Source organism: Nocardioides aurantiacus (assembly GCF_003752505.1).
GTDB classification, from domain to species: domain Bacteria; phylum Actinomycetota; class Actinomycetes; order Propionibacteriales; family Nocardioidaceae; genus Marmoricola; species Marmoricola aurantiacus.
Genome location: NZ_RKHO01000001.1, coordinates 3,708,922 through 3,722,826 on the forward strand (window position 1 = coordinate 3,708,922; position 13,905 = coordinate 3,722,826).

Below are 13,905 nucleotides of genomic sequence, written 5' to 3' on the forward strand. Positions count from 1 at the left end.
CGTGCCCACGCTCTCGGCGCCGCGTGCCCTCGCGGTGCTGGACGCTGCCGTGGTCTGGACCCACGACTGCCTGCAGGCGGCGCGCACCGCCGACGCCGGCCTGCCGACGCCCTGCGCCGGCTGGGACCTCGGCGACCTGCTCGTCCACATGGAGGACTCGCTCGCGGCCCTCGCCGAGGCCGCGCTGGGCCGGGTCGCGCTCGACGCCCCGCTGCCGGCGGCGGCCCGCGAGCCCGCGGTGCTGGTGGAGCGGGTCGTACGCCGCGCCTGCCACACGCGCGCCCGCTGGCAGGCCCTCCCGACCGGCGGAGCCGTCGAGGTGGACGTCCTGGCGCTGGACCGCGACACCCTCGCCCTGGTCGGGGCGCTCGAGGTGACCGTGCACGGCTGGGACGTCGCCGCGGCCGTCGGTCCCGCCCGGCGACCGCCCGAGGACCTGGCCGCCCGGCTGCTCCCGGTCGCCCGCCACGCGGTGCCCGCGGGCGAGCGCGGCGGTCGGTTCGCGCCGGCGCTCGTGCCGACGGACGGCTCCGCGGCCGCGCGCCTGCTGGCCCACCTCGGCCGTGACGCCGGCTGGCGCGTCGGGCGGCCCCGCTGACCCCGGCGGCTGGTCGCCGCCCGCTGCCCTGGCGGTGGTTGGTCCGGCTCGGCACCCTGGGGGCATGGCACGCAGCCGAGGGGTCGCCGAGCTCGTGGAGCGCCTGCTGGGCACGCCCGTCGCGGCCACCACCCCCGTCGCGGGCGGCGACACCTGCGTGACGACCCGGGTACGGCTCGGCGACGGCCGGTCCGCGCTCGTGAAGACCCGGTCGGGGGCGCCGGAGGACTTCTTCGCCGCCGAGGCGCGTGGGCTGCGGTGGCTGGCCGAGCCGGGCGTCGTACCCGTCGCCGAGGTGCTCGCCGTCGACCGCGACTGCCTCGTCCTCGCCTGGATCGAGACCGGACGACCCACTGCCGAGGCGGCTGCCGGGCTCGGCCGCGGCCTGGCCCTGCTGCACGCCAGCGGCGCCGACGGCTTCGGCGCCGAGCAGGACGGCTTCGTGGGCTCGCTGCCGCTGCCGAACGGACCCGCCCCCACGTGGCCGGAGTTCTACGCGGTCCGGCGGGTGCTGCCCTACCTCCGGCTGGCCGTCGACCGCGGCCACGTCGAGCCGCGTGACGCCGCGGCCGTCGAGGACGTCGTACGCCGGGTCGCGGAGCTCGCCGGCCCCGCCGAGCCGCCCGCCCGCCTCCACGGCGACCTGTGGTCGGGCAACGTGGTCTGGGGCACCGAGCGCGCCCACCTCGTGGACCCCGCCGCCCACGGCGGCCACCGCGAGACCGACCTCGCGCTCCTCGCCCTCTTCGGCACCCCTCACCTCGAGCGCCTCGTCGCGGCGTACGACGAGGAGCGGCCGCTCGCCGACGGCTGGCGCGACCGCCAGCCACTCCACCAGCTCTTCCCGGCGCTCCTCCACGCCGCGATGTTCGGCGGCGGGTACGGCGCCCGGGCAGGCGAGCTGGCCCGGCGGCTCTGAGGGGGTCGGCTCTCCAGGGAGCAGAGCGCCGGCCCCCACCCCCCGCGCGTCTCAGCCAGCCCTCAGGCCCTGGTGGCACCCTGAACCCGTGACACCGGACAGCCCTGCCTCCCGCCAGCACGTGCTCGTCGTCGAGGACGACCGCGCGGTCCGGGAGTCGCTGCGGCGGTCGCTGGAGTTCAACGGCTACCAGGTCTCCACCGCCTCCGACGGCGCCGAGGCGCTGGCCGGGATCAGCGGCACCAACCCCGACGCCGTCGTGATGGACGTGATGATGCCGCGCCTGGACGGCCTGGAGACGACCCGCGCGCTGCGCAAGGTCGGCAACAGCGTGCCGATCCTGGTGCTCACCGCCCGCGACGCCGTGGGTGACCGGGTCGAGGGGCTCGACGCCGGGGCCGACGACTACCTCGCCAAGCCGTTCGCGCTCGAGGAGCTGCTGGCCCGGCTCCGGGCGCTGCTGCGACGGGTGACGCCGGTGGAGGGCGAGGCCGACGAGACGCTGGCCTTCTCCGACCTCAGCATGGACCTCGCCTCGCGGGAGGTACGCCGCGGCAGTCGCCTCATCGAGCTGACCCGCACCGAGTTCTCGCTGCTGGAGCTGTTCCTGCGCCGGCCGCGCCGGGTGCTGGAGCGCTCCTTCATCCTCGAGGAGGTGTGGGGGTTCGACTTCCCCACCACCGCCAACAGCCTCGAGGTCTACGTCGGCTACCTGCGTCGCAAGACCGAGGCCGAGGGGGAGGCCCGGCTGCTGCACACCGTGCGCGGCGTGGGCTACGTGCTGCGCGAGGCCCCCTGATGGACGCCGTGATGTCGCGATGAGCTTCCTCGTGCCGCTGCGCTACCGCCGCTCGCTCGCCGGCCGCGTGACCCTGCTGACCACGATCGCGGTGGGCCTGGCCGTCACGGGGGTGGCGTTCGCGGCGTACGCCACGGTGCGGATGCAGAGCCTGTCCAGCCTCGACGAGTCGCTGCGCTCCCGGGCCGCGCAGGCCGCGCACACCGACACCCTCGAGGAGCTGCAGCGCCAGCGGGTCCCCGCCTGGGCGCTCGGCGCCGCCGACGTGAAGATCCTGTTCCTCGACGCCACCACCGGCAACATGCGCACCACCAACGGTGCGGTCCAGGCCAGCAGGATCTACGGCCCCGAGGCCGACGTGGCGCTCGGCGAGCGGCCCTGGTCGGCGCGCACGGTGCTCATCGAGTCCGAGCGATACCGCGTCGTCGCGGTGCCGGCCCAGCCGGGCGAGGCGCTCGTGCTCGCCCAGTCGCTGCAGCCCACCGACCGGATGCTCGACCGGCTGGGCCTGGTGATGCTGCTCTTCGGCATCGCCGGCATGGTCACCGCCGGTCTCGCGGGCTGGGCGGTGGCGCGCAACGGCCTGCGTCCCGTACGCCGCCTCACCACCGCCGTCGAGCAGATCGCCCGCACCGAGCGGCTCAACCCCATCACCATCGAGGGCAACGACGAGGTGGCCCGCCTCGCGGTGGCGTTCAACTCGATGCTGACCGCGCTGTCGGCCTCCCAGACGCGTCAGCGCCAGCTCGTCGCCGACGCCGGCCACGAGCTGCGGACCCCGCTGACCTCGCTGCGCACCAACCTCGACCTGCTGGCCCAGGCCGACGCCAGCACCCACCTGTCGGCGGAGTCGCGGGCGGAGCTGCTGGCCGACGTACGCGCCCAGATCGCCGAGATGACCACCCTGATCGGCGACCTCACCGAGCTCGCCCGCGAGGACCCCGCCACCCCCGCGGTGGAGCCGGTCGAGCTGGCGGCCGTGGTCGGTCAGGCCGTCACACGCGTACGCCGCCGCACCACCACCGTCGCCTTCGACGTCCGCACCCAGCCCTGGTGGGTCACCGGCGACGCCGCTGCCCTGGAGCGCGCCATCACGAACCTGCTCGACAACGCCGCCAAGTGGAGCCCGCCGGGCGGCACCGTGAGCGTCGAGCTGCACGAGGGCACCGTGATGGTCGCCGACCAGGGCCGCGGCATCTCCGCGGGCGACCTGCCCCACGTCTTCGAGCGCTTCTACCGCTCGGCGGAGTCGCGCACCATGCCCGGCTCCGGGCTCGGCCTGTCCATCGTCAAGGCGGTCGCGGACCGCCACGGCGGCGCGGTCACCGCCGGCACCGCGCCCGACGGCGGCGCCGCGTTCTGGTTCAGCGTGCCCGGCACCATGGCCCCGCCCGAGGTCTTGGCGCGGTCGTAGGGGGTTCCAAGCGCCCTCTCAGGGAGGCCACCCAGACTGGAGCCATGACCGAGCAGAACCCGCCCCAGGACCCCTACCAGCCCTCCGGGCCCCAGGGCCCCCGCGCTCCCCAGGACGGCGACGAGCACACGCGCCCGCTGCCGCCCCACCAGCCCGCTCCGCAGGGCCCCCCGGGGTCGCAGGGCTACTCCGAGCCGCCGATCTGGCAGGGCTCCTACCCGCCGCCCCCGCAGGACCCCTACGCTTCGCCCGCGCTGGCGACCGTGCCTCCGCGGGCCCGCGGCCGGAAGTACGCCGCGGCCCTGCTCGTGGGCGCGCTGCTCGTCGGTGGCGGCGCCGGTGTCGGCGGGGCGGCGCTGTACGACGCGGTGACCGAGGACGGCGCCACCGGCGCGACCACCAGCGGCGGCGTCGAGGCGACCAAGACCGCGGTCGTCGAGGACGGCACCGTCGAGAAGGTGTCCTCGGCCGTGCTCCCCTCGGTCGTCAAGGTCAACGTCTCCAGCTCCGAGGGCGCGGGCTCCGGCTCGGGCATCGTGCTGAGCAAGGACGGCGAGATCCTGACCAACAACCACGTGGTCGCCGGTGCGGGCGAGGGCGGCGACATCTCCGTCAGCCTCAACGACGGCACCACGCTCCAGGCCACCGTCGTGGGCACCGACCCGCTGGTCGACATCGCGGTGATCAAGGCCCGGGGTGCGACCGACCTCACGCCGGCCTCGATCGGCAAGTCCGGCGACCTCTCGGTCGGCCAGTCCGTGGTGGCCATCGGCTCGCCGTTCGGGCTCAACGCCACGGTCACCTCGGGCATCGTCTCCGCGCTCAACCGCCCGGTCTCCGTCGGCACCGACGAGACCTCGCAGCAGGGACAGTCCACGACGTACCCCGCTATCCAGACCGACGCGGCCATCAACCCCGGCAACTCCGGCGGCCCGCTGGTCGACCTGTCCGGTCGCGTGGTCGGCATCAACTCCTCGATCCGCACCTCCAGCAGCAGCAGCCTCAGCGGCGGGCAGGGCGGCTCGATCGGGCTGGGCTTCGCGATCCCGATGGACGAGGTGCTCCCCATCGTCAACCAGATCCTCGACGGTGACACCCCGACCCACGCCCGCCTGGGCGTCTCGGTCGGCGACACCAACCAGGGGGGCCAGGGCGGCCAGGGCGGCGGCCAGGCCGGTCAGCCCAGCCAGGGCGCGCTGGTCAGCGAGGTCGAGGACGGTGGCGCGGCCGACTCCGCCGGGCTCCGCGACGGCGACGTCATCACCAAGGTCGACGACGAGGTCATCGACGGGTCCGAGTCGCTCGTGGCCACCATCCGCGGCCACCGTCCCGGCGACGACGTCACCATCACCTACGTCCGCGACGGCAGGACGGCCACCACCCGGGCCGACCTGGGGTCGGACGCCGGCACCCCGGCCTCCTGACCCACCCGGCACGGCCCCGCCACGGCGGTGGGGCGCCCGAGAACCCGAGAGCTCGGGCGTCCCTCCCCCCTGGCGGGGCCGTGCTGCTGCGTGGGTGGCGGGGGCCGGCGACCCTCAGCCGTCGAGGAGGTCGAGCAGCAGCCGCCGCAGCAGCGCGAAGCCGTTCTCGGTGAGGATCGACTCGGCGTGGAACTGCACGCCGCGGAAGTGCGGGCCCTCGACCTGGTGGACGTCGCCGGTCTCGGCGTCGGCCTGCACGCTCACGCCGCTGGGCAGCGCGTCACCCGCCCGGGCCACGAAGGTGTTGTAGAACCCCACCGGCTCGGTCCGGCCGTCGAGCTCGACCCGCGACTGCGTGCCCTGGAAGACGATATCCTTGAAGGCCAGGTCGAGACCGAGCACGTCGCACAGCACCTGGTGGCCGAGGCAGACCGCGAGGAAGGGCTGCTCGGCCTCGAGCAGGTCGGCGACCGCGGTCCGGTACGCCGCGATCTTGGGGTGGTCGTGCTCGCGCGGGTCGCCCGGTCCGGGGCCGACGACGACGAGGTCGGCACCGTCGAACGCGCCGGCTGCGTACTCCTCGTGGCGCACGACGGTCGAGTCCATCCCGAGCACGGAGAACACGTGGGCGAGCATGTTCACGAAGTCGTCCTCGCCGTGGAGGATGACGATCTTCTTCCCCTGCAGCGAGGGGGCCGCGTCGGCGCCGGACTGGTCGGTGAGCCAGAACTTCGCGAGCCGCTGGTTGCGCGAGCCCAGCGCGATCAGGACGTCCTCGTCGGCGATCAGGTCGGCGACGTCGGTGGGCGTCGCGGTCGCGCCGGGGGCCAGGCCGAAGGCCGACAGGATGCCGCCCGCCTTGGCGTGGGTCTCGGCGACCTCGTAGTCGGGCTCGGAGTCGCGCACCAGCGTCGCGCCGGCGGTGACCTTGAGGTGCCCGTCGGCGCTGACGTCGGCGGTGCGGATCACGATCGGGCTGTCCGCGGTGGGGGCGCCCTCCTCGTCGCGGCCGAGCAGGGCGAGGGCGCCGGCGTAGTAGCCGCGCCCCTCGGACTCGTAGCGCTGGATCAGCCGGCAGGCGTTCTCCACGGGGGCACCGGTGACGGTGGCGGCGAACATCGTGTCGCGCAGCACGTCGCGCACGTCGGACCGGGTGCGCCCGGCGAGGAGGTACTCGGTGTGCACGAGGTGGGTCATCGGCTTGAGGAACGGTCCGAGCACCTGGCCACCCTCGTGGCAGATGTCGCACATCATCTTCAGCTCCTCGTCGACGACCATGAAGAGCTCGAAGACCTCCTTCTCGTCGGCGAGGAACTCCATCAGGCGTGGCTTCAGCTCGCTCGGCTCGTGGCCGCCGAGCCGGAAGGTGCCCGAGATGGGGTTCATCCGCACGTCGCCGCCGTGCACGCTGACGTGCCGCTCGGGCGAGGCGCCGATGAGGAACCGCTCGCCGGTCCAGAAGCAGTAGGTCCAGTAGGCGCCGCGCTCGCGGGTCAGCAGTCGCGCCAGCACGCCGAGGGCCTGGCGGGCGTCCCAGTCCTTGAGCTTGGCGCGGTAGTGGCGGCCGACGACGAGGTTGGCCCCCTCGCCCCGGCCGATCTCGTCGCGGATGATCTGCTCGACGACCGCGGCGTAGTCGGCGTCGCTGGTCTCGAAGCCGCCGGTGTCGTCGTACGCCAGGTCGACCTCGGGCAGCACCGCCAGCAGCTCCTCCAGCGGCACCTCGCGCTCGGTCGCGATGTCGACCACGGCCAGGGGCGCGCCGTCGTCGTGCGCCACGAACCCACGCTCGGCGACCTGCCGGAACGGCACCGCCACCAGCCGGTCGAAGCGACGGCCGTCCTCGGGGACCCCCTCCTCGAGCGGGATGTCGCGCAGCGTCGCGAGGTGGCTCACCGGCCCACCGACGAGGGTGACCGTCGGGGAGTCGCGCAGCCGCACCGCGGCCCACGCCTCGTGCCCCATCAGCTCCTCGAGAGCGGACCGGGCGTCGAGCGGGGCAGACATGGCCCGAACGCTACCCGTACGCCGACCGGGCACTCGTGCTGAGTCCAGGGCCGGGTCAGGGGGTGGTGAGGGTGACCATGCGCTGGGTGGCACGGGTGTAGACGACGTAGAGGGTGGCGCGGCCGGTGGGGGCCTCGTCCTCGATCTCCTGGGGCTGCACGACGACGATGCCGTCGAACTCCAGGCCCTTGGTGTCCAGCCCCGGGAGCACGACGATGCGCGACTCGGGCGTGCCGGTCTCGTCGGCGAACTCGCCCCACGAGGACACCCAGCGGGTCACCTCGCCGAGGCGGGCGACCGGCACGACGATGCCGACCGTGCCCTCGAGCGAGCCGGCCAGCTCGGTGAGGTGCTGGTGGACGGCCGCCTCGAGGTCGTCGACGGTGAGCTCGGCGGGCGCGACGCCGGTCGAGCGGACGGCGTCGGGCAGGTCGGCGTCGAGGCCGACCCGCTCGGCGTACGCCGCGGCGAAGTCGTAGATCTCCGAGGAGTTGCGGTAGTTGGTCGAGAGGTGGAACTCGTGGACCTGCTTGTCGCCGAGCGCCTCGGCGCGGGCGCGGCGGGCCTCGGCGGGCACCGGCCACGACGACTGCGCGGCGTCGCCGACGATCGTCCAGGTGGCGGTGCGGCCGCGACGGCCGAGCATCCGCCACTGCATCGGGGTGAGGTCCTGCGCCTCGTCGACGAGCACGTGGGCGAAGCCGTCGTCCTCGACGCGGTGGGTGGGCGGGGTCCAGCCGCGGGGGCCGGCGTACTCCCGGTCGGAGGCGGTGGTGACCTCGACCAGCGAGGAGTCCTCGGCGCTGAGCCACTCGTCGTCGACCGAGCCGGTGTTGACCAGCGGCGGGTCGCCGAGCAGGTAGCGCAGCTCGTCGAGGAGCGCGACGTCCTCGACGCTGAGCGTCTCGCCCCACGACTTGGCCAGGAGGCGCACGGCCTCGTCGTCGAGCACGCCCTCGCTGACGCGGGCCAGCAGGTCGGGGTCGCGCAGCCAGCCGAGCACGGTCGGGGCGTCGAGCACGGGCCACCAGGCGGCGGCGAACTCCAGGAAGTCGTCGCGGGTGCGCAGCTCCTCGGAGAAGTCCTCCTTGGTCCGCTCCCGGCCGCGCTCGGAGCGCACCTGCCGCCACAGCGCGTCGATCAGCGTCGAGGCGACCTTGGTGGTGGAGCGGTTGCGCAGCCCCATCGAGAGCAGCTGCCGGCGGATCGCGCCCAGCTCGCGCCGGCCGAGGACGAGGTTGTCGTCGCGGTAGAAGACGCGGTACTCGCCGGGGCCGTCGGGCACCGCCTGGCGCGCCGTACGACGGAGCACCTCGGCCATCGACGCGGACCCCTTGACCTCGGCGACGGCCGGGTCGTCACGACGCGACGCCTTGACGCCGTCGACGACCTCGCCGAGCGAGCGCAGCGCCACGGCGGTCTCGCCGAGCGAGGGCAGCACCCGCTCGATGTAGCGCATGAACACGCCGGACGGGCCGACGACGAGCACGCCGCCGCGCTCGTAGCGGCGCCGGTCGGCGTAGAGGAGGTAGGCCGCGCGGTGCAGCGCCACGACCGTCTTGCCGGTGCCCGGGCCGCCGGAGATCGACACGACGCCCTTCTGCGGCGCCCGGATCGCCTTGTCCTGCTCGGCCTGGATGGTGGCGACGATCGAGTGCATCGATCGGTCGCGGGCACGGGACAGCTGGGCCAGCAGCGCGCCCTCACCGACGATCTCGAGGTCGGTCTCGGCCTCGGCGTCGAGCAGGTCGTCCTCGACGCCGAGCACGGTGACGCCGCGCGAGCGCAGGATGCGGCGGCGCACGACGCCCTGGGGGTCGTGCTGCGTGGCCTGGTAGAACACCGCGGCGGCCGGGGCGCGCCAGTCGATCAGCAGGGTGTCGTAGTCGTCGTCGCGCAGCCCGATGCGGCCGATGTAGCGCGGGGGGACGTCGCGCTCGGGGCGCAGGTCGAGCCGGCCGAAGACGAGGCCCTCGTGGGCGGCGTCGAGCGTGGCCATCCGGCGGGCCGCCTGGTAGACCATCGCGTCGCGCTCGACGAGGCCGCCCTCGTTGCCGATGCGCCCCCGCTCGAGGCCCTCCTTGGCGAGCTCCTGGGCCGAGGCCGCCGCCTTCTCGAGCTGCGCGTAGACGGTGTCGACGTACGCCTGCTCCTGCGCGACCTCGCGCGCGGCCACGTCACTGCTCAACGCGGTGCCTCCATCGACCTGATCCTGCCCGGGGAAGCGACAACTCTACTCGGGGCGGGTCCCGCGCGCGGCGGTCGGGCCGAGGTTTCGAGACTCACGCCAGGTCGTGCACGAACTCCCCGAGCTGGGTGAGGTTGCGGCACTCGACCATGGCGGCGATCCGGCCGTACTCGCTCGCCGCGGAGTCGCCCGTGTCCCAGTTGCGGACGTGCTCGGGGTTGAGCCACCAGGTGTGCCGCGCGGCGTGCACCAGGTCGCGGAAGACCGGCAGCGCGAGGTCACCGTGGTTGGACCGCGCGTCGCCCAGGACGAGCAGGTTGGTGCGCGGCCCGAGGGCGTCTGGGTGCTGCTCGGCGAAGCGGGTGAACGCCCGGCCGTAGCTGGTGCGGCCCCACAGGCTCGCGTGGCGCGCGCTCGCCGCGAGGTCGGCCAGCACCGTCGCGGGATCGGCGCCGGGGACGAACCGGTCGGTCACCTCGTGGACCTCGTCGACGAAGGTGAACGCGCGGACGCGGTTGAACTGCTCGCGCAGCGCGAAGACCAGCATCAGCGTGAACCCCGCGAACCCGGCCACCGAGCCGCTGACGTCGCACAGCACGACGAGGTCGGGGCGCCCCGGCCGGCGGGGACGGTGGTGCGTCTCCAGGGGCACCCCGCCGCTGCTCATCGAGGCCCGCACCGTGCGGCGGAAGTCGAGCGGGCCGCGGTGGCGCTGGTGCTGCTCGCGGTTGAGCCGGGTCGCCAGCCGTCGGGCCAGCGGCTGGATCTCGCGGCGCATCAGCTCGAGGTCGGCGCGACGGGCCGAGCCGAAGTCGATCTGCTCCACCGCCTGGCGCACGGTGTGGCGGGCGACGTGCTGAGGCCCGCGCACCTCGGCCGCGCGGCGGCGTACGTCGGTCTCGACGAGGTCCTCGAACGCCCGCGCCTGCGCCTCGACGAGCCGGCGCAGCGACAGGTCCTCGTCGGGGTTGCTCATCCCGAGCGCGGCGAGGGCCCGGGCCACGAGCTCGCCGGGAGAGACCCGGTTGCTCACGTTGTACGCCGACCAGCGCTGCTCCCCCGGTCCGCGGCCCCGGATCCGGCCGAACCGCTGCACCCCCTCCCGGGCCAGCACCGCCAGCGCGTCGGGGTCGCCCAGCGCCATCGCGGTCGCCAGCGCCTCCCGGAAGTCGGCCAGGGCCTGGGGACCGTCGTCGAGGGGGGTGGGGTCAGCGGGCCCGTCGTCGGGTAGTCCGAGACGTTCGGCACCCTCCTGACCCCCCTCAGGGGTGCCAAACGTCTCGGAGTACCCCGACGTGGGGTCGGAGCCGTCCCCCACCAACGCCGGCCAGTAGAGGTCGAAGACCTGGTCGAAGGAGGGGCGGTGGGACTGGCGGGTGAGGAGCGTCGCGGAGTACGCCGCCCGCAGCGTCTCGCGCTCGTGCAGGCCGAGCGCCTCGATGGCGCGCACGGCGTCCAGCCCCTCGGACAGCGCCACCGGGAGGCCGGCGTCGCGCAGTGCCCGGAGGAAGGCGAGGTGGCGGTCGAGGAGGGTCATCGTGTCCGGAGCTTGAGCTCCTTGAGCGCCCGCTCGTGGTCGGAGTGGTGCTTGAGCACGACGCCGAGGGTCTGCGCGATCGCGGCCTCGTCGAGGGTGCCGGTGCCGAGCGCGACCAGGGTGCGGGCCCAGTCGACGCTCTCGGCGATCGACGGCGACTTGCGCAGGTCGAGTGCGCGCAGGCGCGAGACGACCTCGACGAGCTGGCCGGCCAGCTCGTCCTCGACCTCGGGCACCTGGGAGAGGACGATCTCGCGCTCGCGCTCGCTGTCGGGGTAGTCGATGTGCAGGAACAGGCACCGACGCTTGATCGCCTCGGACAGCTCGCGGGTGGCGTTGGAGGTCAGCACGACCAGCGGGCGGCGTACGGCCTCGACGGTGCCGAGCTCGGGGATCGTGACCTGGAAGTCGCTGAGGATCTCGAGCAGCAGCCCCTCCACCTCGACGTCGGTCTTGTCGACCTCGTCGATCAGCAGCACCGTCGGCTCCTCGCGCCGGATGGCGGTGAGCAACGGGCGGGTCAGCAGGAACTCGTCGGTGAAGATGTCGTCGTGGGTCTCGTCCCAGGCCTGGTCACCGGCGGCCTGGATGCGCAGCAGCTGCTTCTTGTAGTTCCACTCGTAGAGCGCCCGCGCCTCGTCGAGGCCCTCGTAGCACTGCAGCCGCACCAGCCCGGCACCCGTCGCCCGGGCCACCGCCTTGGCCAGCTCGGTCTTGCCGACGCCCGCCGGGCCCTCGACGAGCAACGGCTTCTCGAGCGCGCCGGCGAGGTAGGTGGTGGTGGCCGTGGCGGTGTCGGCGAGGTAGCCCACCGCCCCCAGCCGCTTCTCGGCGTCGGCGGGGGACTCGAACCACGGGGAGGTCACCCGGTCATGGTGCCAGCCGGCGCAGCGGCCCGCGCTCAGTGCTCGAGCTCGGCGAGGTCCAGGTCGGCGGGGAGCAGCCGGTGCACCAGCCACGCGGCGACCAGCATCAGCAGGGCGCCGGCCAGGCCGACCCAGCCGAAGGCGTCGGTGTACGCCGCCTGGGCGGCCGCCGCGACCGGGGTGTCGAGCGCGAGCGCCAGCGACTCCCGGGCGTCGGCGGACGCCGAGGCGGGCAGGCCGCCGCGGTAGAGCGCCGCCGTCAGGCCGCCGAGCACGCTGATGCTCAGCACCGCGCCGAGCTCGTAGCAGATCTCCTCGACCGCGGCCGCCGAGCCGACCTGGTGCTGCGGGGCGCTGCCGACGATCAGCGCCGAGGCCAGGGCCAGGGCCCCGGTGCCGAGGCCGACCAGCGTCAGCGCCACCGCCACCCACAGGTAGGGCATCGGACGCGGCGTGAGGAACAGCACCAGCGGACCGGCGGCGAGCAGCAGCAGGCCGAGCACCACGGCGCGACGGGCACCGAAGCGGGAGGCGATCGCGGGGGCCAGCGGCGAGGCGACCAGGCCGCTCACGGCCAGCGGCAGCAGGGCGACACCGGCGAGCAGCGGCCCCCACCCCTGGACCAGCTGGAGCCACTGCGAGCCGACGAAGAGCAGCGCCATCATGGTGATGCTGCTGGCGAGCGCGGCCACCACGCCGGCGCGGAAGAGCGGCAGCCGGAACAGCGAGACGGCCAGCATCGGGTCGGTCTGGTGCAGGCTGCGGCGTACGAACACCGCGAGGAGCAGGGCCCCGAGCAGGACGCCCCCGACGGAGACCGGGCCGAGGCCGACCTTGCCGAGCTCCTTGACGCCGTAGACCAGCGCCACCATGCCGCCGACGGTCAGCACGACGCCGGGGAGGTCGATGCGACCGGGGCGGCTCGAACGGCTCTCCGGCAGCAGCCACAGCCCGGCCGCGATGGCGACCACCATGAGCGGCACGTTGACGAGGAACGCCGCGTGCCAGCTCCAGACCTCGAGCAGGGCGCCGCCGACCACGGGACCCACGGCCGCGCCGAGGGAGGCCATCGCGGCCCAGAGACCGAGGGCGTAGGCGCGTTCCTGCGGGTCGGTGAACAGGGTGCGGATCAGCGACAGCGTCGAGGGCATGATCATCGCGCCGCCCAGGCCGAGCGCGACGCGCAGCGCGATCACGGTCCCGGCGGTGTCGACCCAGAGCACCACGGTCGAGGCGACGGCGAAGATCGCGAAGCCGGTCAGCAGCATCCGCTTGCGGCCGATCCGGTCGGCCAGCGCGGTGACCGGCACGAGCAGGCCGGCGAGCACGAGCGGGTAGGCGTCGACGATCCACAGCTGCTGCAGCGCGCTGGCGCCGGTCTCGGCCGCCAGCGCGGGCAGGGCGACGTTGAGGACGGTCATGTCCATCACGACCACCAGCAGGCTGGCGGCGAGCACCGCCAGGCCGGCCCAGCGGCGGGGGTGGCCGGGCGTGGACGCGGCAGCGGGGGCGGACGGGGAGAGGGGTGTGGCGGTCATGACCTCAGAGCGGCTTTCCCGGAGCGGCGGCTCCGTGGAGGAAGAAGGACGCGACCACGGTGTCGAGGTCGCGTCGCGGGACGTCGCCCGCCCGCAGGGCGTCACGGGCGGCCACGAGGAGGCCGTAGCAGGCCTGGGAGATCCAGCGCGGGCTGACGTCGTCGCGCAGCACCCCGGCCGCCTGGGCCGCGGCGAAGAGCTCGATCTCGCGCTCGGCGAGCGCCTCGCCCCGCGCGGTCAGGGTGGGCTCGGCCAGCACGAACTGGTCGGTGAGGGCGAAGCCGAAGTCGTCGGAATCCTCGAGGTACTGCCCGAGCAGCGTCACGAGGGTCGCGCGCAGCCGGTCCGCGTCGTCGCTCGAGCACACGTCACCGACCCGGGCGGCGTCGAGCCGCTCCTCCCACCGGTCGAGCGAGCGCGCACCGATCTCGGTCAGCAGGTCCTCGCGGCCGGAGAAGTGCCGGTGCAGCGTGGCCCGCCCGATCCCGGCTGCGGCCGCGATGTCGGCCATCGAGCTGGTCGGGTCGAGGTTCAGCCGCCGTTGGGCGGCACCCAGGATCTCCTCGCGCGTCGACATGCGGCACCTCCGTCTCGTGTGAGACACAACTGTCTCAC

11 protein-coding genes are annotated in these 13,905 nt (G+C 74.3%); 5 read left to right on the plus strand and 6 right to left on the minus strand.

The genetic code is table 11. The features are described 5' to 3' along the window. Nucleotide 1: 1 nt before the first annotated feature. The 5 genes from EDD33_RS18025 to EDD33_RS18045 all read left to right on the plus strand — a co-directional run bounded on the left by EDD33_RS18025 (nucleotide 2) and on the right by EDD33_RS18045 (nucleotide 5,154). Nucleotides 2-598, plus strand: a complete 597-nt coding sequence (locus EDD33_RS18025) for a maleylpyruvate isomerase family mycothiol-dependent enzyme (protein ID WP_123392420.1) — start codon at nucleotides 2-4, stop codon at nucleotides 596-598. Nucleotides 599-662: 64 nt separating this feature from the next. After that, nucleotides 663-1,517: a fructosamine kinase family protein gene (locus tag EDD33_RS18030; protein WP_123392422.1), complete on the plus strand. Its 855-nt coding sequence runs from the start codon at nucleotides 663-665 to the stop codon at nucleotides 1,515-1,517. An 88-nt stretch (nucleotides 1,518-1,605) separates the two neighbouring features. Further along, nucleotides 1,606-2,316 carry a response regulator transcription factor gene (locus EDD33_RS18035; RefSeq protein ID WP_281274197.1) on the plus strand — a complete coding sequence of 237 codons (711 nt, stop codon included), beginning with the start codon at nucleotides 1,606-1,608 and terminating at the stop codon, nucleotides 2,314-2,316. Nucleotides 2,317-2,335: 19 nt separating this feature from the next. Continuing rightward, the gene (locus EDD33_RS18040) at nucleotides 2,336-3,730 is read left to right on the plus strand and encodes a sensor histidine kinase (RefSeq protein ID WP_123392424.1); all 1,395 of its coding nucleotides are present in this window, start codon (nucleotides 2,336-2,338) and stop codon (nucleotides 3,728-3,730) included. 44 nt (nucleotides 3,731-3,774) lie between these two features. Then, the gene (locus EDD33_RS18045; protein ID WP_123392425.1) at nucleotides 3,775-5,154 is read left to right on the plus strand and encodes a S1C family serine protease; all 1,380 of its coding nucleotides are present in this window, start codon (nucleotides 3,775-3,777) and stop codon (nucleotides 5,152-5,154) included. Nucleotides 5,155-5,268: 114 nt separating this feature from the next. Here EDD33_RS18045 and EDD33_RS18050 read toward each other — a convergent pair whose 3' ends face one another. The 6 genes from EDD33_RS18050 to EDD33_RS18075 all read right to left on the minus strand — a co-directional run bounded on the left by EDD33_RS18050 (nucleotide 5,269) and on the right by EDD33_RS18075 (nucleotide 13,867). Next, on the minus strand, nucleotides 5,269-7,161 hold the full coding sequence (locus EDD33_RS18050) for an anthranilate synthase family protein (protein WP_123392426.1): 1,893 nt from the start codon (nucleotides 7,159-7,161) through the stop codon (nucleotides 5,269-5,271). Between the two features lie 55 nt (nucleotides 7,162-7,216). Then, nucleotides 7,217-9,349, minus strand: coding sequence for a HelD family protein (locus EDD33_RS18055; protein WP_123392427.1), 2,133 nt, complete (start codon nucleotides 9,347-9,349; stop codon nucleotides 7,217-7,219). Nucleotides 9,350-9,443: 94 nt separating this feature from the next. Continuing rightward, nucleotides 9,444-10,886, minus strand: a complete 1,443-nt coding sequence (locus EDD33_RS18060; RefSeq protein WP_123392429.1) for a vWA domain-containing protein — start codon at nucleotides 10,884-10,886, stop codon at nucleotides 9,444-9,446. Continuing rightward, entirely contained in the window at nucleotides 10,883-11,752 is an 870-nt protein-coding gene (locus EDD33_RS18065; protein WP_123392430.1) for an AAA family ATPase, read from the minus strand. Before EDD33_RS18065 ends, EDD33_RS18060 begins: the two co-directional genes overlap by 4 nt. 35 nt (nucleotides 11,753-11,787) lie before the next feature. Further along, nucleotides 11,788-13,290: an MFS transporter gene (locus EDD33_RS18070; RefSeq protein WP_123392431.1), complete on the minus strand. Its 1,503-nt coding sequence runs from the start codon at nucleotides 13,288-13,290 to the stop codon at nucleotides 11,788-11,790. A gap of 4 nt (nucleotides 13,291-13,294) precedes the next feature. After that, nucleotides 13,295-13,867 (minus strand): TetR/AcrR family transcriptional regulator, encoded by a 573-nt coding sequence (locus EDD33_RS18075; protein WP_123392432.1) that lies wholly within the window; start codon nucleotides 13,865-13,867, stop codon nucleotides 13,295-13,297. Nucleotides 13,868-13,905 lie beyond the last annotated feature (38 nt).

Coding starts and splice junctions, on each gene's coding strand:
- EDD33_RS18030 (WP_123392422.1), top strand. CDS start 663: ATGGCACGCAGCCGAGGGGTCGCCGAGCTCGTGGAGCGCCTGCTGGGC.
- EDD33_RS18040 (WP_123392424.1), top strand. CDS start 2,336: ATGAGCTTCCTCGTGCCGCTGCGCTACCGCCGCTCGCTCGCCGGCCGC.
- EDD33_RS18045 (WP_123392425.1), top strand. CDS start 3,775: ATGACCGAGCAGAACCCGCCCCAGGACCCCTACCAGCCCTCCGGGCCC.
- EDD33_RS18050 (WP_123392426.1), bottom strand. CDS start 7,161: ATGTCTGCCCCGCTCGACGCCCGGTCCGCTCTCGAGGAGCTGATGGGG.
- EDD33_RS18060 (WP_123392429.1), bottom strand. CDS start 10,886: ATGACCCTCCTCGACCGCCACCTCGCCTTCCTCCGGGCACTGCGCGAC.
- EDD33_RS18070 (WP_123392431.1), bottom strand. CDS start 13,290: ATGACCGCCACACCCCTCTCCCCGTCCGCCCCCGCTGCCGCGTCCACG.
- EDD33_RS18075 (WP_123392432.1), bottom strand. CDS start 13,867: ATGTCGACGCGCGAGGAGATCCTGGGTGCCGCCCAACGGCGGCTGAAC.